This is a genomic window from Actinomadura citrea (assembly GCF_013409045.1).
GTDB classification, from domain to species: domain Bacteria; phylum Actinomycetota; class Actinomycetes; order Streptosporangiales; family Streptosporangiaceae; genus Spirillospora; species Spirillospora citrea.
The window spans coordinates 907,126-928,137 of sequence record NZ_JACCBT010000001.1; the positions used below are offsets into that span (position 1 = coordinate 907,126).

A 21,012-nucleotide genomic window follows, 5' to 3' on the forward strand; every position below is an offset into this window, starting at 1 on the left:
AGACGGCGACGTGCAACGCGCGCGACCCCCGAAGGTGCTGGTCCTGGCGATGGACCCGAGGCTGACCATGGACCCCGTCCCGAACGTGCCGCCCAAGCGCCAGCACAAGAGGGTCATCGGGCTGGCCGGGTACTTCGCGGAGGAGGGCGCGCGGGTCGACGTGGTGACCGCCGAGCCGGACGGGTGGGCGAACCTGGACGAGCGGGTGCGCCTGCACCGGCTCGACAAGGCGGAGGCCCGGCACCCGCTGCCCTGGCTGGAGCACACGGTCGTGATCAGGGCGCCGCGGATCGCCGTCCGCCCGGTGGCGCGGGCGGGCCCTCTCGGCGCCCGCCTGGACCGCCTCCGGACCCGCGTCTCCCGCGCCGTGCACCGGCGGCTCTTCGTGCCGTTCTACCGGCACGTCCGGCCGCACCTGCTGGCCCGCATCGCGTGGCGGCGCGTCCTGCGCGAGATCGACACCGGCGGGCTCGTCCGCGTCGTCGTGATGGACCGGACGTCGGTGCCGCTCGGCCGCCGGCTGGCCCGCCTGCACCCCGACCTCGTCGTGACGACGCGGCAGGTGCGCAGCCTCGACGCCAAGCCCTGACCGGGCCCGCCGCCTGCTCCGGCTTCAGCCCTTCTCGGTCAGGACGGTCGTCTCCGAGCCGCCGCCGGCGGGCGCCTCGACGTAGATCTCACCGGTCCGCGGGCACTCCCACGTCCCGTCGGAACGCTCGGTGAGCCGGGCACCGGCCCTGCCGACCCAGCCGATCCGGCGGGCGGGGACGCCCGCGACCAGCGCGAAGTCGGGGACGTCGCGGGTCACCACCGCGCCCGCGGCGACCATCGCCCAGCGGCCGACGCGGACCGGCGCGACGCACACGCTGCGGGCGCCGAGCGAGGCGCCCTCGGCGACGTGGACGCCGACCGCCTCCCAGTCGTCACCGCGCTTCAGCCTGCCGTCCGGGTCCACCGAGCGGGGCTCCCGGTCGTTGGTGAGCACGACGGCGGGACCGACGAACACGCCGTCCTCCAGCACGGCGGGCTCGTAGACGAGCGCGTGGTTCTGCAGCTTGACGTTGTCGCCGATCCGCACGCCCGTGCCGACGTAGGCGCCGCGTCCCACGATGCAGCCCGTGCCGAGCCGGGCGCCCTCGCGGATCTGCGCGAGGTCCCACACGGTGGTGCCGTCGCCGAGTTCCGCGCCGGGGTCGACCTGGGCGCTCGGCAGGATGCGGTGACTCATTCGGTGCCTTCCATGCGAAGGTTCAGCGGGTGGATGCGGGTCACGGCCGCGGCTTCGTGCCCCCGCCGGGGAGCAGCCGCCGCCAGGTGCGCCTCGCCAGCGACGCCAGCGGCGCGGTGACGTGCACGGTCGCCGTCCTGCGGTCCATCTTGACGTGCACGCGGCGCGGGGGCACCAGCGACGCGGTCACCGGCCCGAGGACGCCGCCGCCCTCGGCCGGCAGGCGCACCGGGACGGGATCGCCCACGCCGTCGACCGCGAAGCGGGCCCGCCAGCGGCCGGGACGCGCGCCCGCGAGGGAGAGGTCGGCGCGCAGGCGGGACGGGTCGTCCGGCGCGGCCTCCAGCACCGCGCGGATCGTCGTCCCGTCGTCGGCGTGGTGCAGCACGACGCTCATCGCGGGGCCGTCGCCGAGGACGGGCGGCGCGTCGGCCTGCACCCGGACCCGCCGCCCCGGCCCCCAGCCGACCTCGACGTCGCGGAAGTCGGCGGACGTGAGGGCGCCGCCGATCTCCAGCGTGAGGGGCCCGCTGTCGCGCTCCTGCCTCGGGCGCAGCAGGCGGGCACCCGCCAGGGCCGCCCGGGGGAGGGGCAGATCGCGCGGCTTGACCAGCGGCAGCGTCCGCACGTGCCCGCTGAGCGAGACCTCGATCTGGACCGTCCAGCCGCCGTTCCGGAGGGGGGCCGCCCGCGGGCCGAGAGCGGCGGTGAAGGACACCTCGACGCCGTCGTCAACGGGCGCGGCCGGGACGGTCTCGCACTCCACCGGGCGGCGGGCGCCGTCGCCGTCCGTCAGCAGCAGGCGGACGGCCGGGCTCTCCTCGTCCACGTCCTGGACGAGCACCGTGCCGCCGACCATCAGGGCGCCGTCATCCCAGGCCAGCCGTGCCAGGGCCGGCCGGACGACCAGCGGCTTGGGGCTCGCGAAGCACGCGTCGGGAATGCGGACGGCGGGGTCGCGGAAGAACGGGTACTTCACGTAGGCGCGCCCGTCCTCCAGGTGGAGGCGGGGCCGCGTCCCGCTGCGGCGGAACCGCAGGACCTCCACCAGCTCGTCGTCGAGATCGTGCAGGACGCAGTGCGCGATCACCCGGTGGAGGGGGAGGGCCAGCTCCTGCTGGGCGGGGGTGTACCACTCCTCCAGCAGTTCGCGGCAGCCCGCGAGGGTGAGCTTCTGGTCGTCGGGCGAGGAGTCCAGGTAGAGGCGGTCGAGGCGGCCGAAGACCTCCAGCCGCAGGTAGCGCCGGTTCAGCCGGTCCCGGGTCTCGCCCGGCTCGGTGTGGTCGGCGACCTGCCGCATCGCCTGGGCGATGATCGCGTACAGGTCGGCGGGCGGGGCGCCCGCTCCCTGCGTCGCGCTGGAGCCGTCCTCGCGGGCGGCCCAGTAGTAGCAGTCGTAGTCGGCCAGGACGGAGACTCCGCCGGCGTTCAGGTAGGCGCCGGCGGTGAAGAGCTGGTCCTCGTGGGCCACCAGGCCCTCGGTGAAGCGGAGCCCCGCGCCCTCGACCAGGGACCGGCGGAAGAGCTGGAGCGCGGCCATCGACATGCGCCCGAACAGGTCGCAGTCGGGGTCGAGCACGTGGGTGCGCTCGATGGAGCGGGCGAACACCTTGGGCGACTTGCGGCCGCCCGTTCCCACCTGCTTGCCGAGGACGATGTCGGTGCCGTTGCGCTCGGCCATCGCCGTCATGCGCTCCAGCGCCTCCGGGGCCAGGCGGTCGTCGGCGTCCAGGAAGAACACGAACGTCCCGGACGCCAGCTCCAGGCCCCGGTTGCGCGGCGCGCCCGCGCCACCGGAGTTCGGCTGGTGGAGGACCGTCAGCCGGTCGTGGGTGCGGGCGAGTTCGTCCAGCAGTTCGCCGCCGCCGTCGGTCGAGCCGTCGTCGACGGCGATGACCTCGACCTGCTCGGCGGGCAGGGACTGGGCGAAGACCGACTCCAGTGCCCCGCCCACCGTGTCCCGGCACTGGTAGACCGGGATGATAACGCTGACCAGGGGTTGCCTCATGGCCCCTCTACGCTCGGGAGGTGACTGTGAAGGCCACTCTAGGCGTGCTCGGTGGCCGCGGTGACCGCTCGTCGGGGGATTTCGTACATCGTCGACCTGGGGCCGGCCTGCGCGAGCGCGTCGACGGCGGCGGCGAACCGCGTCATGGCGTCCGGCTGCTCGGGGCCCAGCAGGTAGTCGCGGAGCGTGCGCCGCTCCGCGGCCAGCGGGTCCTGGCCGGGCGTCGCCGCGACGGCGAGGATGTCGGTCAGTTCGCCGCAGCCGGGGCTCAGCAGGTAGGCCGCCGACGCGGACGGGAACTCGGTCTTGAAGAGGTTCTCGTCCATGCCGTCGGGGTTGGCGACCACGTACGGCTTCAGGCTCGGGATGTAGTCGGAGATCACGCTGCTGATGTCGGTGATCAGCATGTCCGAGCGGTTGAAGCACTCGTAGAGGGAGGCGTCCGCGCCGGTCACCACCTGGTGGCCGCCCGCGCCGCTCCGGTTCGCCTGCTCGATCATCCGGATGAGCCGGGCGTGCACGGCGGCGGCCTCCGCCAGGCGCCGGCCGGTGTAGGGGTGCGGCCGGTAGATGACGCGCAGCCGCGGCCCCTGCTCCAGCAGCGTCCGGACGATCCGCTCGCCCATGCCGAGCAGGGAGCTGTAGCCGTGCTCGCTGTCCCAGCCCTCCCAGGTGGGCGCGTACAGGACGGTGGGGACGGGCCCGCCGGACGGCTCGGTGGTGATCTCGCCGAGCTGCGGGCGGCCCACCTCGACGATGGCCTCGTCGCGCACCCCGGCGTCGGAGTTGTGGTAGCGGTCGCGGCCCGCCGGGCCGGCCACCCACACCTCGTCGAAGACCTTGCTGACGGGGTTGGAGCTCGGGCCCTTGTCGCTGTCGCCGTGCCCGACGAACACGTGCTTGATGTGCTCCTCGCGGAGCAGGTGGAGGTTCTTGCCGGTGTTGCCCGGGTAGAGCGCGACCTTCACGGTCCCGAGGTCGAAGTTCATCATGTCCTCGGCCCGCGTGATGCACACGACGGGGAGCCGGGTGGGCGCGAGCGCGCCGACGACCTCGGGGGAGCGGACGAGGACCATCGCCTTGCGGTCCAGCCGCTCCAGCGTCTCCAGCCACATGTTGGCCTGGTAGACGGTGGTGGGCGGGCCGGTGAAGTACAGGACGACCTCGGGCTTGTAGTGGTCCACGCGGCGCTGCACGTCGCGGCCCGACCGTTCGGCGTCGAGGAGGGCGCGCATCCGGCGCAGCCGCGGCGCCTGCGCGGCCGCGACGGCGATGGCGGCCGCCGCGGTGCCGAGGAGTCCGGCGACCACCAGGGCCGGGAGGCCGAGCAGGAGCCCGGCGGTTCCGAACAGCAGCGGCAGGAGGTCGGCCTGGCTCTCCAGCAGGAGGGTCAGCCGGGCCTGCCAGGCGGCGCCGGGGACGGGGGAGGACGGCTCGCCCTGCCCGAGGTTGCGGGTGACGAAGGGGAGCCGGTTGACGCGCCGCGAGGCGACCGCGCCGGCGAGGGTCGCGGCCCGGATCCAGTCGACCAGCAGGAGGCCGATGGCCGCCAGGACGACGGTCGGCCTGCCGGCGTCGCCCGACTGGACGAGCAGCAGCACGAGGGCCGCCTGCCGGACCAGCACCCGCGCGCCCGGGTTCATCTGGCCCCAGCGCAGCGGCCTGGCCGCGTCCGGCAGCGTTCGCCCGAGGGCGAACTCGGCCGTGTAGCAGAGCACGGCGGCGCCGAGGAACGCCCAGGGCGACCCGGCCGCGGCGGCCCCGATCAGCAGCCCGAGCGTGACGGGCAGCGCCAGCACCGATGAGTACCGCATGAGAGTTGAGTACCGGGAGACGAGACGCCGCACGGCACACCTCCGTCTTGTCAGCGCCTGAGGAATGGCGCATTTGGGGAGAGGGGAAGGGGGGACCTGCGCCCGCCGGGCCGAGCGGGCGCGTGCGGGGGTGGGGTGTCAGCCGGAACGGCCGCCGAGGAGGGGGTCTTCACGACGCACGTCGATGACCTGCCCGGTGAGGCTGGAGAGCAGGACGTTGAGGGAGGTGCGGGCCACCTGGTCGGCGCTCAGCAGGGTGTGCGGGGGCTCCTGGCCGAACGCCGCGGTCCGCATGGGGGTGCTGGTCCGCTCGGGGTTGATGCAGTTGATCCGCACCTTGTCGCCGGACCACTCGTCGGCCAGCGCCTGGGTGAGGTTCACCGTGGCGGCCTTGGCGGAGGAGTACAGGCTGTAGTCGGCGCGCCCGCGGGTGTAGGAGCTGGAGGTGTAGAGCAGCAGCTGCCCGCCGGTCTTGGCGAGGTAGGGGTACGACGCCCGCGCGATGTGGATCGGCGCGAGGTAGTTGACGCGCAGCGCCTCCTCGATCGCCTCGGGGTCGATGGCGTCGAGCCGGCCGATCCGCAGGATGCCCGCCGTGTTGACGACGAAGTCGACGCGGCCGGTCGCCGAGTAGGCCTGCGCGAGCGCGCCGGCGACGTCGTCGGGCCGCTCGACGTGGGTGCGGGTGGCGCCGCGGCTGTAGCCGAAGACGCGGGCGCCGAACCGCTGGGCCAGCTCCGCGATGGAGGCGCCGATGCCCTGGCTGGCGCCGAACACGACCATCGTCTTGCCGCCGAGGGCCTCGGCGTACTCGTCCTCGGTCAGGTCGGGGGCGTCGGAGGAGGCGAGCTGGAACAGCTTGTCCGCGACGAACATGTCGACCGGCTCGGTGACCTTCATGTTGTGCTCGTCGCCGGGGACGACGTAGATCGGGGTGCCGGGCAGGTAGCGCAGCACCACCGTGCAGTCGTCGGTCGCCTCGAAGTTCTCGTCCCGCCACGCCTTCTCGTAGGCGTCGCGGATGGTGGCGAGCCGGAAGCCCTGCGGGGTCTGACCGCGGCGCAGGTTCGCCCGGCGCGGGACGTCCACGATGACGTCCTGGTCGACCTGGATGATCGTGTCGGCGGACGGGATCGCGACGTCCACCGCCCGGTGCTCGCGCAGCGCGGCCACGCAGTCGCGGATGATGCGCTGCGAGAGCAGCGGGCGCACCGCGTCGTGGAACAGCACGCTGGTCGTCTCGGCCGGGTGGTCGGCGAGGGCGTCGAGGGCGAGCTGCGTGGTGGCGTTCCGGGACGTCCCGCCGGGGAGCACCGCCTTGACCTTGGTGCAGCCGGCCTTCCGCACGCAGTCCGCGGCGTCCTGGATGAACCCGGGGTTCATCAGGACGATGATCTCGTCGACGTCGGGGGCCTCCTCGAACACGCCCAGCGTGTGTTCGAGGATCGTCTTCCCGGCGATCTTGAGGAGCTGCTTGGGAGTGCTGAGACCCATCCGCTGTCCGCTGCCACCCGCAAGGATGACGGCTACGACGCGATGCTCACCCTGCGGCGCCATGACCAATGCGACCGTCCTTATTCTTCATGGCAGCCGGAACGGCGGCCGAAAACCGAACGTGATGCAGTCACCCGTGGGATCTGGGGGTGCGGGCGGCACGGCTTTCGCAGGGCTGGTGATCCGCACAGGGGGGAACTGCCGCCTAACTGTACCCGGTCTGTGGAACTTTGAGGCGAATTCACCAACGTTCCAGATTCCTGTAACCCCTTGCATGCAGGGGCCTGCGGCGCCCCGGACCATGATCGTTGCGCCCCGGGCGTCCGGTCGTCACCGGCCGAAGAGCGGCCTCATGTCGGGCTCGACGGCCCAGCGGGTCACGCGGCGCACCGGGGAGGTGCTCAGCACCGTGACGATGACGAAGCAGGCGAGCACCACCGACAGGACGCCGGGAACCGTGTCGAACCAGGCGAGCTTCTGCCAGCCCTCGAACGTGAACAGCCGCGTCAGGAACCCGTGCAGCAGGTAGCCGTAGATGGTGGCGGCGCCGAGGTCGCTGTACCACGTGCGGCGGGACGGGGTGACCGCGAGGAAGGCCAGGATGAGCACGGTCCCGGTGAGCATCAGCCCGGCGCGCATCACGGTTCCGGTGAGCTCGTCCACGCCGAGGTCGCCGTTGGCGGTGTCCCAGTTCAGCCAGCGCGCGTTCATGTGGTCCCGGGTGAGGTACGCGCCCGCGAGCGCGGCCGCCAGGAGCGCGGCGCCCGTGATCCGCGCCCACGGCCGCCGGACGATCTGGATCACCTCCGGCGACAGCGTCAGCCCGAGGACGTAGAACGGCGCCAGCCCGAGGATCCGGTACAGGTCGAGCGCGCTCCCGATGTCGGACATGTAGCAGAGGAGGGCGACGAGCACGGCCGTCGCCAGCGGGAACCTGAGCCGCCGCCACACCGGGGTGAGCAGCCGCCAGACGAACAGCGCCAGCAGGAACCAGGTCAGGTAGTAGGGGTCCAGCGCGTCGAACTGGAACGCCCGCCCGTCGACGCCCCAGGCGAACAGGCTGTAGGCGCACTGGAAGATCAGGTACGGCGCGATGGTCGAGCCGACCAGCCGCACGGCCTTGTCGTCGGTGAGGGTGAACCGCTTGGACAGGTAGCCGCTGACCATGACGAACAGCGGCATGTGGAACAGGTAGATGAAGTTCCAGAGCGCCGCGGCCAGCGGGACGTCCCGCAGTCCCGACAGCCCGTGCCCGCCGGCGACGAGCAGGATCGCCAGGAACTTGGCGTTGTCCAGGTGCGGGTCGCGTCCTCGGGGAGCCGCGCCGCCCTGCGTCCGCGGCTTGTCCTGCGTGCGCTCGGCGGGGGGTGCCGCCGCCGGGGCGGAGTCGGGGACCGGCGCCTCGGCGGAGTCGGGAACCGCCACGACGGACGCCTCGGGTGTCTGTGTCATGAAAGATCTCTGATCCTGGGAGGGGCTCGTGGAGCATACCTAACGAAACGGTCCAGAACCCTCGGAGTCACAGCGCGCTGCCGCGGCGTCACGGGCGGGCGCCGCGGATTCGGCGGGCGTCCCGCGCGCAAGATCCTCTGAGACGGGTACACGCCCGTTACCGAGGCGGCGGCCGTTACCTGATGCGATGGCCGGGGCAGGGTCCGGGGGACCGGGCCAGTGCGGGAGGACGGGAGAGGCATGGGATACGGGAGGTCCACCCGGCAGGGGGTGGTGATCATCGCCGGCGGCACGGTGCTGGTGGCCGGTGTCGCGCTGCTCGTGCTGCCCGGCCCGGGGCTGCTGCTCGTGCTGGCCGGCCTGCTCATCCTCTCCCGGGAGTTCCCGGCCGTGAACCGCTACGTCGAGCCCGTCCGGGAGCGGGCGATCCAGGCGGCCGAGGAGAGCGTGACGTCGTGGTGGCGCCTCACGGGCTCCGTGCTCACCGGGCTCGCGCTGATCGGCGCGGGTGTGGCCTGGGGGCTCGTGGAGGAGCTTCCGCTCAGCGGATGGAGCACGGGCTCGGGGCTCATCCTGTCCGGCTTCATCCTCTTCGGGCTCCTCTACTGGAGCTGGCGGCGGGTCAGGGCCCGCCGCGCCGGCACCCTCCCCGAGTGACGGGCCGGGCGGACGGCTCGACGCGGCCGGGCCCGGCCAGGGCGAAATGTTCTGCCAGGTTGATCCGCCGGCCGGGTATCACCGTGTCATGGGTATGGGCATCCTTCTTCGTGTACTCGTGGCCGCGGGACTCGCGGCCGACGCCGTCGTGCACTGGCGCTTCGCGCCCGACATGGCCCCCGGGCCCAACACTCCGAGCGATGTCATCCCGGGAGACGACCTGTTCCGTGGCCAGGCCATCGCGGCGGCCGTCGCGGCGCTGCTGGTGCTCTTCTGGGCCCGGAGGTGGACGTACGCGATCGCGCTCGTCGTCGCGGCGAGCGCGGCCGGGGCCGTGCTGCTGTACTACTTCGTCGACTTCGGGCAGCTCGGTCCGATCCCCCGGATGTACGACCCGCAGTGGTACGCCGACAAGACGATCAGCTTCGCCGGGGAGGCCGTCGCCGCGCTCGCCGCGCTGATCGGATTCTTCACCGTCGGCAGGAAGGAGAAGGCGGAGTCCTACTCCTCCGCCGTGCGGTGACGCCTCCGGACGCTGCGTCCGTGCGATGAGGGCGCAGTGTCCGCAGGCCAGGCGGAGAGCGAGTCGCGCCGGGCCCTTGACCCGTCAAATGAACGCTCGTTTAATTCCGGTATGGGGCGTATTGCGGGCGTCACTCGTGCGGAGACGCGGGAACGGCTGCTGAGCGCCGCGGCCGACGAGTTCGCGCGGCGCGGCTACGACGGGACGCGCGTCGCCGACATCGCGCGGGCCGCCGGCGTCAGCAACGGCGCCCTGTACGCGCACTTCGACTCCAAGGCCGAGCTGCTGGTGGCCGCGCTCCGCGCGCACGGGCGGCGGCTGCTGGCCGACCTGTTCGACGCCGACCCCGACCGCCCGGTCGTCGAGCTGCTGCTCGCCACCGGGCGATGGCTGCCGAAGCGCCGCGACGCCCGCGCCCACCTCGTCGTGGAGGCCCTCGTCGCGGCCCGCCGGGACGAGGAGGTCGCCCGTCCCATGCGCGACTACGTCGGCGAGCGCGGCGACTGGCTCGCCGGGCTCATGCGCATCGCCCAGACGGGCGAGGAGATGGACCCGGCGCTGTCGCCGAACGCGCTCGCCCACCTCTGCCTGCTGCTCGGGATGGGGAGCGCGCTCATCCCGCCGGACATGCACGCCGTCGGGGACGAGGAGTGGGCCGCGCTGCTCGCGCGGATCGTGGCCGCGCTCGCGCCGCCCCGCCCCGCCGCCGCCCTACACGGGAGGAACACAGTGAAGGTGCAGATCGATACGAAACGCTGCCAGGGGCACGGCCGGTGCTACGACCTGGCCCCCGGCCTGTTCGGCGAGGACGACGAGGGCTACGGCACGGTCCTCGGGGACGGCGCCGTCCCCGAGGGCGGGGAGCACGAGGCCCGCCTGGCGGGCGCGAACTGTCCCGAGCGAGCGATCGACGTTCTCGGGGAGGCGTGAGATGACCGCGGACGACCGCTTCGGCAAGAGCTTCAAGGAGGAGCGGGAGAGCCGCCCGCTCGGCACGCGCAACGAGGTCGTCACGGGCCCGGTCTCCGACTGGGCGACCGACTTCTCCCACCTGGAACCGGAATGGGCCAGCGACCCGTATCCGATCCAGGACGACCTGCGGCGGCGCTGCCCGGTCGCGCGGACCGAGCGGTTCGGCGGCGGCTGGCTGCCGACCCGCTACGAGGACGTCGCGGCGATCGCCTACGACACCGAGCGCTTCACCTCCCGCTCGGTCGTCATGAGCAACTTCCGGCCGCCGCGGGAGGTGGCGCCGGTCGGCGTCACGCCGCCGATCTCCTCCGACCCGCCGTTCCACCACGACGCGCGCAAGCTGCTGCTCCCGGCGTTCACGAAGTCCGCGGTGGCGCGGCTGGAGCCCGCGACCAGGGCGTACTGCCACGAGCTCATCGACTCCTTCGAGGGCCGCGACGTCGTGGACGCCGCCCACGAGTACGCGCAGCACATCCCGATCCGGGTCATCGCCGACATGCTCGGCTTCCCGTCCGAGGACGGGCCCCGGTTCCGCGAGTTCGTCGAGACCACCCTCGAAGGGGTCAACCTCCCGCCGGACGAGCGCATCGCGCGCATGGACAAGCTGTTCGACTACCTGCTGGAGCAGATCCGCGACCACGTCGCCGACCCGCGCGACGACCTCACCACCTACCTCGTCGAAGCCGAGCTGTACGGGCGCAAGCTCGAACGGTCCCACGTTTCGGGGACGATGGCACTGCTGCTCATCGCGGGGATCGACACCACCTGGAGCGCGATCGGCGCCTCGCTGTGGCACCTGGCGAAGACGCCCGCGGACCGCGAGCGCCTCGTCGCGGACCCGTCGCTGGTGCCGACCGCGATGGAGGAGTTCCTGCGCGCCTTCGCGCCCGTCACGATGGCGAGGCTGGTGCGGGAGGACATGACCTGGCGCGGCGTCGAGATGAAGGCCGACGACTGGATCCTGCTGTCGTTCCCCGCAGCCAACCGCGACCCGGAGCAGTTCGACCGGGCGGACGAGATCGCCATCGACCGCGAGGTGAACCGGCACGCCGCCTTCGGCCTCGGCATCCACCGCTGCGTCGGCTCGCACCTGGCCCGCATGGAACTGCGCGTGGCCCTCGAGGTCTGGCTGGAACGCGTCCCGTCCTTCAGCCTGGCCGACCCGGCGGCGGTCACCTGGGCCGCCGGCCAGGTCCGCGGCCCCCGCACCCTCCCCGTCCGCATCAGGTAAGGCGTTCGGCCAGCCGGGGGAGCAGGCGGAGGGCGTTCGCCCGGTCGACGGCGTGGTGGGCGCGGTCGTCCAGCACCGGGTCGCGGTCGAGGTCCCGGGTGTTGAGCGCGACCTCGCGGGCGGAGTTGGCGGGCCAGTCGGTGCCGAACAGGACGCGGTCGGCGCCGGCCGCGGCGATCAGGGACGGTGTGGCGTACGGGGACGCCGGCAGAGCCGTGTCGTAGTGGAACCGGCGGAGCGCCGGGCGCATCCTCGCCGGGAGCGGACCGCCGTCCTCCCGGGCCGAGCGCTCGGCGCGGCCCGCCATGTACGGAAGGAACCCGCCGCCGTGGGACAGGATGACCGACACCCCCGGGTACCGGTCGAGGGTCCCGGCGGCGATCAGGTTGAGCGCGGTGCGGGTGGTGTCGAGCAGGTAGTCGGCGAGCCAGTCCCCGACGCCCGGCGCCTCGGCCAGGCCCTTGGGGGCGACCGGGTGGGTGAACACGACCGCGCGGCGCCGGTCGAGCTCGGCCCACAGCGGGTCGAACATCGGTTCCCCGAGGTAGTGCCCGCCGGCGGAGGTGTTGAGGAGCACTCCGTCCGCGCCCAGGTCGTCGAGGGCGTGGGCGAGCTGCCGCACGGCCAGGTCCGGGTGGAGCATCGCCACGTTGGCGAAGAAGCCGAACCTCGTGGGGTGCTCGCGCGCCAGTTCGGCCAGCGACTCGTTGCACACCTGGACGCCTGAGGCGGCGACCTTCCGGTCCAGGAACACCTCGGCGGGCACCGGCGCGGAGGCCACCCCGGCGGCGATGCCGTTGGTGTCCATCGTCCGCAGGGTGTCCGGCAGCGTCCACCGGGCCCAGGACGGCCCGCCGGTCGGCGGGAGGAGGCCCTGCTCGACCGCCCACCGCCGCATCCGGGGCGGGACGGCGTGGTGGTGGGTGTCGATCCTGCCGCGCGACCGCCCGGGGGTGGCGGCGGCCGCCTCGCCTGCCGGAACGGCGGCCGCGGCCATCGCCAGGCCGGTCACCTGCAGGGCGCGTCGGCGGGTCGTCTCGGGCATGGGCGTCTCCCTCACTCGTTCGATGCGCCGCCCACCATGCTTTCTCTCATGAGAAAGTCTCATCCGAGACTATATCAGAAGCCCCTAAACTGGTCCCATGCTCGACGACCTGCTCGAACGCCTCCTGTCCGAGGACGGCGACCCCGCCGTCCGGCATGTGGGGCTCGGCATGCTCCTGGCCTCCGCGCACAACCGGAGCCGGGCGAGCATGAACGACGAACTGCGACCCCTCGGCATCGACGTGCGCGGGTTCGGCATGCTGCTCGCCCTGGAGATGTACGGGCCGTCCAGCCAGCGGCGCCTCATCGACCTCACCGGCATCGACAAGTCCACGATGGTGCGCATCGTCGACGAGCTGGAGGGCGGCGGCCTGGTCCGGCGCGAGCGCGCCCCGCAGGACCGCAGGGCCCACGCGATCAGCCTGACCCCGGACGGGACGCGGGCGCTGGAGGGCGGGCGGCGCGCCGGCGGCGACGTGGGCGAGCGGCTCTTCGGCTGTCTCGACGGCGACGAGCGGGACCAGCTCGTCGCGTTGCTCCGCCGCATCGCCGGGCGCGCGGGCTGAGCGGGCGCCCGCGCCGGGACGCGTCGCCTGGTCAGGACGGCATCACGGGACGACGTGTGTCGCGTGAGAGACCGGCGGCGCTGGATAGGAGAGAGGTTGCGCCGTCGAGGAGCGCCCAGCGCCGTACAGGAGAGTGAGCATGATCCCTTTGTCGGGCCGGACTTCATGAGCACTGCGGACGAGGTCGTCGTCCACGAGACGCCGCCGTCCCGCGTCCTGATCGGGCCGGGTGCGAGCGAGCTCGTCGCGGACGAGGTCGTGCGGATCGGGGCGGGGAGGGTGCTGCTGGTCGCGGCGCCGTCCGCCGCCGGGCCCGCCGACCGGATCGCCGGGGCGCTCGGGGCCCGGCTCGCGGCGCGTTTCGACCGTCCGGCCCCGCACACCCCGGTCGCCGTGACGGTGCGCGCCATGGAGGCGGCCGCGGGCGCGGACTGCGTGGTCGCGGTCGGCGGCGGCTCCGCGATCGGCTTGGCCAAGGCGGTGTCGGCACGCACGGGCATGCCGCAGGTCGCGGTGCCGACCACCTATGCGGGCTCGGAGATGACGCCCGTGCTGGGAGAGACCGAGGACGGCGTGAAGACCACGCGCCGCGCCCCGACGCTGGCGCCCGGCACGGTCGTCTACGACCCCCGCCTCACCCTGGGCATGCCGTCCGGCCTGACCCGGACCAGCGCGATGAACGCGCTCGCCCATGCCGTCGAGGCCCTGTGGGCGCCGGACGCCACGATGGTCACGGACGCGTTGGCGATCGAGGCCGCGGGCGGCATCCTGGGCGCGCTGCCCGAGGTGCTGGACGACCTGACCGGACCGGAGGGACGCGCACGTCTCCAGTCGGCCGCGTGGCTGGCCGGGATCTGCCTGGCGCAGACCCGGATGGGGCTGCACCACCAGCTCGCCCACGTCCTCGGCGGCGCGTTCGGCCTCCCGCACGCCGAGCTGCACACGATGCTGCTGGCCCACGTCATGGCGTTCAACCTGCCGTCGGCGCCCGCCGCCTCGGCCCGGCTGGCCCGGGTGGCCGGGCCGGACCCGGTCGCGGTCGTCGCCGCGCTGGCACGGGCGCACCGGGGCCCGACCCGCCTGTCCGCCCTGGGCGTCCCCCGCGAACGGCTCCCCGAGATGGCCGGGCGGGTGGCCGCCGACCCTTATCCCAACCCCCGGGCGCCGGACGCCGGCGCGGTGGCGGAACTGCTCGACGCGATGTGGTGAGCGGCCGGTAGCGAATATTTCTCACAATGTTCGAATGAGGGCACCGTCCTCTCGCGGTCAAGGGGGCGGTCAATGACATCCTCTATTCTCGATGTATGGCGACTCCCGGTCCGGAGCCCGAATCGAAATCGGTTCGGGTGCTGATTGTCAGTGACAATCCGGTCTCCCGGATCGGATTCGCGTCGTTGCTGGACTCGGTGCCGCGCGTGGTCGTCGCGGGCGGCGCGCCCGCTGACCGCGCCCCGGCCGCCGTCCGCGACCACGCGCCCGACGTGGTGCTGCTGGACGCCTCGCCGCCGCACCCGGGCGCCGTCGGCGGGCTGGTCCGGGCCGCGGCCGCCGTCCGGATCGTCGTGGTCACCGCGACGCAGGACCCGCACGTCCTCGTGCAGGTGCTCGCCGCCGGGGCGCACGGCTGCCTCACCTACGGCCACTTCGAGCCGGCGGACCTCGCGGACGTGCTGGTCGCGGCGGGGCGCGGGGAGTCGTCGCTCTCCCCGCCGGTGGTGACCGCGCTCGTCCGCTGGCTGCACGACGGGCCGCGCCGCCGGGTCCCGGCCTGGCCGGGCCACGGGCTGACGGCCCGGGAGGCCGAGATCCTGGACCTGATCGCGGCCGGGCTGACCAACCGGCAGATCGCACGCCGCCTGGTCATCGCCGAGAAGACCGTGAAGAACCACGCGCACCAGATCTACCGCCGGCTGGGCGCGACCGGCCGCGAGCACGCCATCGCCCGCTGGCGGGAATTGCGCCCGGTGTCCGCCGGCGGCGGGGCGGACATCCCCTAAGGCCGATCACGGGCCGCGGTAAAGCGATTTCCGCAGGCCCCGCGGAGTCCTAGGACCGGTCCCGGTCCAAGATGGGCCCGGCCCCGCCTTTACTCGCCCGATGCGGTACCGCATGCTCTGGTCGTCCGGTTCGAAAGAACTCAATTGCCTTTCTATTCGGGATGTGAACGGTGTTGAAATTCAGTCGCCGTCGTCGCGTGCTCCGGGAGGCCCCGTGAGCGTCGTCCGCCGCCCCGCCCTCAGCGTCCTCGCCGGGGTGCTGACGGCGGCCGCCCTGACCCTCGGCCCGCAGCCCCCGGCCACCGCCGCGGGTCCCCGCGTCGACCTGCGGGTCCTCGTCGTCACCGACGGAGGCGCCTCGGTGTCGGCCGTCGCGGACCAGTTGAGGGCCGAGGGCGTCCCCCACACGACCGTCGACCTGCGCGACTCCGGCCGGCCGGTGATCGACGAGGCGTTCCTGTCCGACACCGTCGACGGGGCGCCGCGCGCCAGGTACCAGGCGGTCGTGCTGCCCAACGCGGCGCCGTTCGCCGACGCCGCCGAGATGACCGTGCTCGCCGACTACGAGAAGCGGTTCGGGATCCGCCAGCTCGACTCGTACGTGTACCCGTCCTCCACGGTCGGGATGAACACCCCGGGCTACGCCGGCACTCTGGACGGGACCACGGCCGAGGTCACCGACGCCGGGCGCGGCGACGCGTTCCGGTACCTGCGCGGGCCCGTGCGGTTCGACGACAACGCCGCCGACGTCGGCGAGAGCTACGGTTTCCTCGCGACACCGCTGCCGGACGACCCCGTGGCCGGGGCGTCGTTCCAGACGTTCCTCACCGGGACCGTCCAGGGCAGGACGGGCACGCTCGGCGGCGTCTACGACCACGACGGGCGCAGCGAGCTGGTGCTGACCTTCAGCGCGAACAGCGACCAGTGGCAGTTCCGGACGATCGGCCACGGCATCGTCACCTGGTTGACCAAGGGCGTCCACCTCGGCTACAGCCGCAATTACTTCGGCGTGCACGTCGACGACGTGTTCCTGCCCGACTCGCGGTGGAGCGTCGAGGACGACTGCACTCCCCAGGAGGACTGCCAGGGTCCGACGCTCACCGAAGAGATCCGCATGAAGCCCGAGGACGTCGCGTTCGCCGACCAGTGGCAGACGCGGCGCGGGTTCGCGCTCGACCTGGCGTTCAACGGCGGCGGCAGCGACGACGAGATACGCGAGAAGGGCGGCGACCCGCTCGCCGACGCCTTCGTCGCCGCCCGCGGCAGGTTCCGCTGGGTGAACCACACCTTCGGCCACGCCTTCCTCGGCTGCCGGCAGGATCTGCGGATCCGGCCGTGGACGTGCGTGAAGGACCCGGTGACCGGCGAGACCCTCTACGTCGGCGCCGACGACATCAGGAAGGAGGTCACCGAGAACATCGACTGGGCGACCGCCCACGGCATCGCCCTCGACACCGACGAACTCGTGACCGGCGAGCACTCGGGCCTGCGGATCCTGCCGCAGCAGCCCGACGACAACCCGAACCTGGCGCCCGCGCTGGCCGGGGCCGGCGTCAGGTGGACGGCGGGCGACGCCTCCCGCGAGGGCGGGCAGCGGGAACTCGGGAGCGTGCGGACCGTCCCGCGGCACCCGCTCAGCGTCTTCTTCAACGTCGCGACCGAGGCCGAGGAGGTCGACGAGTACAACTGGATCTACACGCGCCGGGCCGACGGCGGCAGCGGCCTGTGCGAGGACCGTCCCGACACGACGACGTGCATCACGCCGCTCGACCCCGCCACCGGGTTCACCTCCCACATCGTCCCGACCGACACGCGGATCACGCTGTCGCACATCCTCGGCAACGACCCGCGCCCGCACTACGCGCACCAGTCGAACCTCACAGAGGGCCGCATCCTGTACACGCTGCTCGACCGGGTCCTCGCCGACTACCGCGCGGTGTTCGCCGAGAACACCCCGGTGACGAACGTCCCGATGTCGGCGGCGGGCGCCGAGCTGCGCCGGCAGGACGCGTGGCGCGCCGCGCTCAAGGGCGGCGCCGACGTCACCGCCCACCTGCAGGACGGCAGGGTCACGGTCAGGGCGCCCGCCGGCCTCGACGTGCCGGTCACCATGCCGGAGGGCACCCGGGAGGGCGGGGCGCCGTTCGGCCAGTCCTACGCCGGCGAGCGCTCGGACCACCGGGCCGGGGACGTCACCCTCACCCCGCCCGGAGCCTGACGTTGGAGATCACCCTGGTGACGGAGGGAACGTATCCGCACAACTACGGTGGTGTGAGCGTCTGGTGCGACCAGCTCGTCCAGGGCATGCCGGAGCACGCGTTCCACGTCCGGGCGCTCACGACCACCGGGTCGGAACCGGTGGTCTGGGACCTTCCCGGCCATGTGACCGCCGAATCCGTGCCGATGTGGGGGCCGTCCGCGGGGCGGCCCCCGTCCCGCGGCGGGGCCCGCCGGTTCGAGCGGCTCTTCCGCTCCCTCCTTGAGGCGATCTTGGCCCCGTCCCGGGGCGGTGACGTGTTCCCCCATGTCCTGCGCGGGCTGTTCGAGTTCGGGCGGACGAGCGACCTCGGTGCGGCGATGCGCACGGAGGGGCCCGTCCGCTGGCTCATGGACGCCTGGACGGCCCGCGCCGACGCGTTCGACCGGATCGGCGTCCGGCCCACCGTCCACGACGCGCTCACGGCGGTCGACCTGCTGGAGCACCTGCTGCGCCCGCTGACCGTCCCCCCGCCGCGCGCCGACGTCACGCACGCGGTGTCCAACGGCATCCCCGTGCTGCCCGGCCTCGCCGCCAAATGGACCCACGGGACCCCGCTGTGCCTCACCGAGCACGGCATCTACCTGCGGGAACGCTATATCGGGATGCGGCGGTCGCCGTTCGCGTGGCCGGTCAAGGCGGTGGTGCTCGGCTTCATGCGCCTGCTGTGCGCCACCGGCTACCGCACGGCCGACCTGCTCACGCCCGCCAACCTCTACAACCAGCGGTGGGAGGTGAGGTGCGGCGCCGACCCCGCGACCATGGAGACGGTCTACAACGGCGTGGACCCGGCGAACTTCCCGGCGGCCGGCGCCGAACCCGCCGACCCCACCCTCAGCTGGGCGGGGCGCGTCGATCCGATCAAGGATCTGGAGACGCTGATCCGGGCGTTCGCGCTGGTGCGGGAGGAGCTGCCGGAGGCGCGGCTGCGGATGTTCGGCGGAACCCCGTCCGGCGGGGAGCGGTACCGGGCGCGCTGCGAGGAGCTCGTCGCCGACCTCGGCATCGCCGGGCAGGCCACGTTCGAGGGGCGGGTCGAGGACATCCGCGACGCCTACGCGGCGGGCACGGTGGTCGTCCTGTCGAGCATCTCCGAGGGCTTCCCCTACACGCTGATCGAGGCGATGACCTGCGGTCGCGCGACCGTCGCGACCGACGTCGGCGGGGTGCGCGAGGCGGTCGCCGACACCGGGCTGGTCGTCCCGCCGCGCGCGCCGCGCCAGATGGCGGACGCGTGCCTGCGGCTACTCGGGGACGAGATGGCGCGGCGGCGGCTCGGCCGGGCCGCGCGGGAGCGGGCGCTCGAACTGTTCACCGTGGACCGGGCGATCGACGCGTTCCGCGAGATCTACGCGGGGCTCCGCGCGCCCGGCGGCTCGACCCGTCCGGCGGCCGAGGCGAGGCTCGCGTGAGCGCCTCGGTGGAGGGCCTGCGCGAGCGCATGGCCGGGCTGTGCGCGGGCGCCGTCGACGCGCTGGAGGTCACGGCCGGGCTGGAGTCGGAGGGCATCAACGACGAGGCGGCCAGAGCCTACGGCCATCCGGACGTGTTCGCGCTCGCCGAGGACCTGTACGCCCGGACGCCGCGCCGCCCGCCGCCGGCCGAGAAGACCGAGGCGCCGTGGCGGCCCGAGCCTCTGCGGCACCTGCTGCGCGGGGTGCTGTTCGGCCTCCCCGGGCTCTGCTACGTCTCCGGCGCGCAGGTGCTCGACGGGACGGGCGCCGGCGTCGTCCTGGTGTTCTCGCTGCTGCTGTCCTGGGCGTTCAGCCAGGGGACGGCCTACCTCGGGTACATCCGGCTGGGGCGCATGGACCGGGCCGCGGCGTCCGGCGTCCTGCGGTACGGGCTCGCGAGCGGGACGCTGGTCGTGGTCCCGGCCACGGTGGGCACGGGCGCCCTCGCGGGAGCGGGCGCGATGGCCACGGCGCTGTCCGCCGGACTGTCGGCCTACCTGCTGTCGGCCACGGTCGTGCAGGTCGACGGCGCCGAGGTGTGGCTTCTTCCGGCGCTGCTCCCCGGCGTCGCCGCGGGGACGCTCCACCTCGCCGGGCACGGGCCGCCCGCGGCGGTCTGGGGCGCCTGGGCGGTGTCGCTGGCGGCCACGGCGGTGCTCGCGCTCCTCCGCACCCGCGGCGCCGGACGTCCGAAGGTCACGCGCGCGGACCTCAGGGCGGCGCTGCCGTTCGCCCTCTTCGGGGTGCTGACCGGCGGGCTGCTGACGTACACGCTGCTGTGCGCGCTGGCGGGCCGTCCCGTCCCGTCGGGGACCACGACGGTGGCGGTGCTGTCGCTCTCGCTGTCGATGGGCTGCGCCGAATGGGTCCTGTACGCCTACCGCCGGCGCGTCCACGACCTCCTGCGCTCGCACACCGGCATGGCCGCGTTCACGCGCGCCGCCCGTACCGCCCTGGTCTGCGCCCTCGTCCAGTACCTGGCGGCGCTGCTGGCGATCACCGCCGTCGCCGCGGTCATCGCCCGCCTGCCCGCCACGGCCGTCACGGCGCGGACGCTCGGCGGGTTCGCCGCGCTCGGCTGCGCCTTCTTCCTGGCGCTCGTCCTCCAGGCCTGCGGCCGCATCGGCGCCGCCCTCACCGGATACGCCTGCGCCCTGGCCGCCGAGGTCGCGGCGGCCCCGGCCCTGCCGGACGCGGCCCCCGCCACGGTCCAGCTCGCCGCGTCGTGCGGGCTGCTCGTCCTCCTCACGATCCACGCGGGCCGCGTCCTGGCCCGCGCGACCTCCCATCGATGAAGGGCAGACAACCGATGCAGAACACGGTCGCCGTGACGGGAGCCGACGGGTTCATCGGCTCCCACCTGGTCGAAGCGCTCGTGGACCGCGGGCATCGCGTCCGGGCCATGGTGCAGTACAACTCGTTCGCGTCCCGGGGGTGGCTGGACGACGTCGCGCCCGACGTGATGGAGCAGGTGGAGGCGGTGCCGGGCGACGTCCGGGACCCGGCGTCGGTGCGCGGCCTGGTCCGCGGCGCGCAGACCGTCTACCACCTGGCCGCGCTGATCGCGATCCCGTACTCCTACCGGGCGCCCCGCTCGTACGTCGACACCAACGTCACCGGGACCCTGAACGTCCTGGAGGCCGTGCGCGACGAGGAGACGCCGCGGCTCGTGCACACCTCCACCAGCGAGACCTACGGGACGGCGCGGCGCGTGCCCATCGACGAGTCGCACCCCCTCCAGGCGCAGTCCCCGTACGCGGCCACGAAGATCGCGGCGGACCGGCTGGTGGAGAGCTACCACGCCTCGTTCGGCCTGCCGGCCGTGACGCTGCGCCCGTTCAACACCTTCGGGCCCCGGCAGTCGGCGCGCGCGTTCATCCCCACCGTCGCCGGCCAGATCGCCGCCGGATCCGGCACCGTCGAGGTCGGGGCGCTCGAACCGACCCGCGACTTCACGTTCGTCCGCGACACCGCCGAGGCGTTCGTCGCGCTCGGCACGGCGCCCGCCGGCGACGTCGTCGGCGGCACGTTCAACTCCGGCACCGGCGTGGAGATCTCCATGGGGCGGCTCGCCCGGGCCATCGCCGACCTGATGGGCGCCGACCCCGAGTTCCGGTGCGCCGCCGACCGCGAGCGCCCCGCGGCGTCGGAGGTCATGCGGCTCGTCTGCGACGCGGGCCGGCTGCGCCGCGTCACCGGCTGGCGGCACCGGCACACCCTCGAAGAGGGCCTCAAGCAGACCGTCGAGTGGTTCCTCGACCCCGCCAACCTGGCGCGCTACCGACCGTCCACCTACACCATCTAGTGAGGCACCG

18 protein-coding genes are annotated in these 21,012 nt (G+C 73.5%); 12 read left to right on the forward strand and 6 right to left on the reverse strand.

Annotated elements, in window-relative coordinates; translation table 11 throughout:
* The first annotated feature begins 10 nt into the window (after positions 1-10).
* On the forward strand, positions 11-589 hold the full coding sequence (locus BJ999_RS04495; protein WP_179832100.1) for a hypothetical protein: 579 nt from the start codon (positions 11-13) through the stop codon (positions 587-589).
* 24 nt (positions 590-613) lie between these two features.
* On the opposite strand, the gene BJ999_RS04500 is transcribed toward BJ999_RS04495, so the two are convergent.
* The 5 genes from BJ999_RS04500 to BJ999_RS04520 all read right to left on the reverse strand — a co-directional run bounded on the left by BJ999_RS04500 (position 614) and on the right by BJ999_RS04520 (position 7,996).
* Positions 614-1,228 (reverse strand): acyltransferase, encoded by a 615-nt coding sequence (locus tag BJ999_RS04500; protein WP_179832101.1) that lies wholly within the window; start codon positions 1,226-1,228, stop codon positions 614-616.
* A 40-nt stretch (positions 1,229-1,268) separates the two neighbouring features.
* The gene (locus BJ999_RS04505; RefSeq protein WP_179832102.1) at positions 1,269-3,236 is read right to left on the reverse strand and encodes a glycosyltransferase family 2 protein; all 1,968 of its coding nucleotides are present in this window, start codon (positions 3,234-3,236) and stop codon (positions 1,269-1,271) included.
* Between the two features lie 38 nt (positions 3,237-3,274).
* Positions 3,275-5,050, reverse strand: a complete 1,776-nt coding sequence (locus BJ999_RS04510) for a CDP-glycerol glycerophosphotransferase family protein (RefSeq protein WP_179832103.1) — start codon at positions 5,048-5,050, stop codon at positions 3,275-3,277.
* Positions 5,051-5,188: 138 nt separating this feature from the next.
* Positions 5,189-6,607: a bifunctional cytidylyltransferase/SDR family oxidoreductase gene (locus BJ999_RS04515; protein ID WP_179832104.1), complete on the reverse strand. Its 1,419-nt coding sequence runs from the start codon at positions 6,605-6,607 to the stop codon at positions 5,189-5,191.
* 267 nt (positions 6,608-6,874) lie between these two features.
* Positions 6,875-7,996 carry an acyltransferase family protein gene (locus BJ999_RS04520; protein ID WP_179832105.1) on the reverse strand — a complete coding sequence of 374 codons (1,122 nt, stop codon included), beginning with the start codon at positions 7,994-7,996 and terminating at the stop codon, positions 6,875-6,877.
* A gap of 240 nt (positions 7,997-8,236) precedes the next feature.
* Here BJ999_RS04520 and BJ999_RS04525 point away from each other — a divergent pair, with 240 nt between their 5' ends.
* From BJ999_RS04525 to BJ999_RS04545, 4 genes are all read left to right on the forward strand, one after another.
* The gene (locus BJ999_RS04525; RefSeq protein ID WP_179832106.1) at positions 8,237-8,653 is read left to right on the forward strand and encodes a PGPGW domain-containing protein; all 417 of its coding nucleotides are present in this window, start codon (positions 8,237-8,239) and stop codon (positions 8,651-8,653) included.
* A gap of 118 nt (positions 8,654-8,771) precedes the next feature.
* Positions 8,772-9,176 (forward strand): hypothetical protein, encoded by a 405-nt coding sequence (locus BJ999_RS04530; RefSeq protein ID WP_179832107.1) that lies wholly within the window; start codon positions 8,772-8,774, stop codon positions 9,174-9,176.
* Positions 9,177-9,287: 111 nt separating this feature from the next.
* The gene (locus tag BJ999_RS04535) at positions 9,288-10,106 is read left to right on the forward strand and encodes a TetR family transcriptional regulator (RefSeq protein WP_229810234.1); all 819 of its coding nucleotides are present in this window, start codon (positions 9,288-9,290) and stop codon (positions 10,104-10,106) included.
* Between the two features lies 1 nt (position 10,107).
* Positions 10,108-11,379: a cytochrome P450 gene (locus BJ999_RS04545; RefSeq protein WP_179832108.1), complete on the forward strand. Its 1,272-nt coding sequence runs from the start codon at positions 10,108-10,110 to the stop codon at positions 11,377-11,379.
* Here the strand turns inward: BJ999_RS04545 and BJ999_RS04550 are convergent.
* Entirely contained in the window at positions 11,372-12,424 is a 1,053-nt protein-coding gene (locus BJ999_RS04550) for an amidohydrolase family protein (RefSeq protein ID WP_179832109.1), read from the reverse strand. The two genes, BJ999_RS04545 and BJ999_RS04550, sit on opposite strands and share 8 nt — an antisense overlap.
* A gap of 97 nt (positions 12,425-12,521) precedes the next feature.
* On the opposite strand from BJ999_RS04550, the gene BJ999_RS04555 reads away from it, so the two are divergent.
* The 7 genes from BJ999_RS04555 (at position 12,522) to BJ999_RS04585 (ending at position 21,002) form a co-directional block, all read left to right on the forward strand.
* The gene (locus tag BJ999_RS04555; protein WP_179832110.1) at positions 12,522-12,989 is read left to right on the forward strand and encodes a MarR family winged helix-turn-helix transcriptional regulator; all 468 of its coding nucleotides are present in this window, start codon (positions 12,522-12,524) and stop codon (positions 12,987-12,989) included.
* 165 nt (positions 12,990-13,154) lie between these two features.
* On the forward strand, positions 13,155-14,198 hold the full coding sequence (locus BJ999_RS04560; RefSeq protein WP_179832111.1) for a maleylacetate reductase: 1,044 nt from the start codon (positions 13,155-13,157) through the stop codon (positions 14,196-14,198).
* A gap of 137 nt (positions 14,199-14,335) precedes the next feature.
* Positions 14,336-14,986, forward strand: a complete 651-nt coding sequence (locus BJ999_RS04565) for a response regulator transcription factor (RefSeq protein WP_179832112.1) — start codon at positions 14,336-14,338, stop codon at positions 14,984-14,986.
* Between the two features lie 214 nt (positions 14,987-15,200).
* Positions 15,201-17,204: a hypothetical protein gene (locus BJ999_RS04570; RefSeq protein ID WP_179832113.1), complete on the forward strand. Its 2,004-nt coding sequence runs from the start codon at positions 15,201-15,203 to the stop codon at positions 17,202-17,204.
* 17 nt (positions 17,205-17,221) lie between these two features.
* The gene (gene pelF, locus BJ999_RS04575) at positions 17,222-18,655 is read left to right on the forward strand and encodes a GT4 family glycosyltransferase PelF (RefSeq protein WP_218934936.1); all 1,434 of its coding nucleotides are present in this window, start codon (positions 17,222-17,224) and stop codon (positions 18,653-18,655) included.
* Positions 18,652-19,992, forward strand: coding sequence for a hypothetical protein (locus BJ999_RS04580; RefSeq protein WP_179832115.1), 1,341 nt, complete (start codon positions 18,652-18,654; stop codon positions 19,990-19,992). Before pelF ends, BJ999_RS04580 begins: the two co-directional genes overlap by 4 nt.
* A gap of 14 nt (positions 19,993-20,006) precedes the next feature.
* Positions 20,007-21,002 carry an SDR family NAD(P)-dependent oxidoreductase gene (locus BJ999_RS04585; protein WP_179832116.1) on the forward strand — a complete coding sequence of 332 codons (996 nt, stop codon included), beginning with the start codon at positions 20,007-20,009 and terminating at the stop codon, positions 21,000-21,002.
* The last annotated feature ends 10 nt before the right edge of the window (positions 21,003-21,012 follow it).

Excerpts from the sequence above, each read along its gene's own strand:
- BJ999_RS04500 (WP_179832101.1), bottom strand. The coding sequence starts at position 1,228 with ATGAGTCACCGCATCCTGCCGAGCGCCCAGGTCGACCCCGGCGCGGAA.
- BJ999_RS04505 (WP_179832102.1), bottom strand. The coding sequence starts at position 3,236 with ATGAGGCAACCCCTGGTCAGCGTTATCATCCCGGTCTACCAGTGCCGG.
- BJ999_RS04510 (WP_179832103.1), bottom strand. The coding sequence starts at position 5,050 with ATGCGGTACTCATCGGTGCTGGCGCTGCCCGTCACGCTCGGGCTGCTG.
- BJ999_RS04515 (WP_179832104.1), bottom strand. The coding sequence starts at position 6,607 with ATGGCGCCGCAGGGTGAGCATCGCGTCGTAGCCGTCATCCTTGCGGGT.
- BJ999_RS04520 (WP_179832105.1), bottom strand. The coding sequence starts at position 7,996 with ATGACACAGACACCCGAGGCGTCCGTCGTGGCGGTTCCCGACTCCGCC.
- BJ999_RS04525 (WP_179832106.1), top strand. The coding sequence starts at position 8,237 with ATGGGATACGGGAGGTCCACCCGGCAGGGGGTGGTGATCATCGCCGGC.
- BJ999_RS04535 (WP_229810234.1), top strand. The coding sequence starts at position 9,288 with ATGGGGCGTATTGCGGGCGTCACTCGTGCGGAGACGCGGGAACGGCTG.
- BJ999_RS04545 (WP_179832108.1), top strand. The coding sequence starts at position 10,108 with ATGACCGCGGACGACCGCTTCGGCAAGAGCTTCAAGGAGGAGCGGGAG.
- BJ999_RS04550 (WP_179832109.1), bottom strand. The coding sequence starts at position 12,424 with ATGCCCGAGACGACCCGCCGACGCGCCCTGCAGGTGACCGGCCTGGCG.
- BJ999_RS04555 (WP_179832110.1), top strand. The coding sequence starts at position 12,522 with ATGCTCGACGACCTGCTCGAACGCCTCCTGTCCGAGGACGGCGACCCC.
- BJ999_RS04560 (WP_179832111.1), top strand. The coding sequence starts at position 13,155 with ATGAGCACTGCGGACGAGGTCGTCGTCCACGAGACGCCGCCGTCCCGC.
- BJ999_RS04585 (WP_179832116.1), top strand. The coding sequence starts at position 20,007 with ATGCAGAACACGGTCGCCGTGACGGGAGCCGACGGGTTCATCGGCTCC.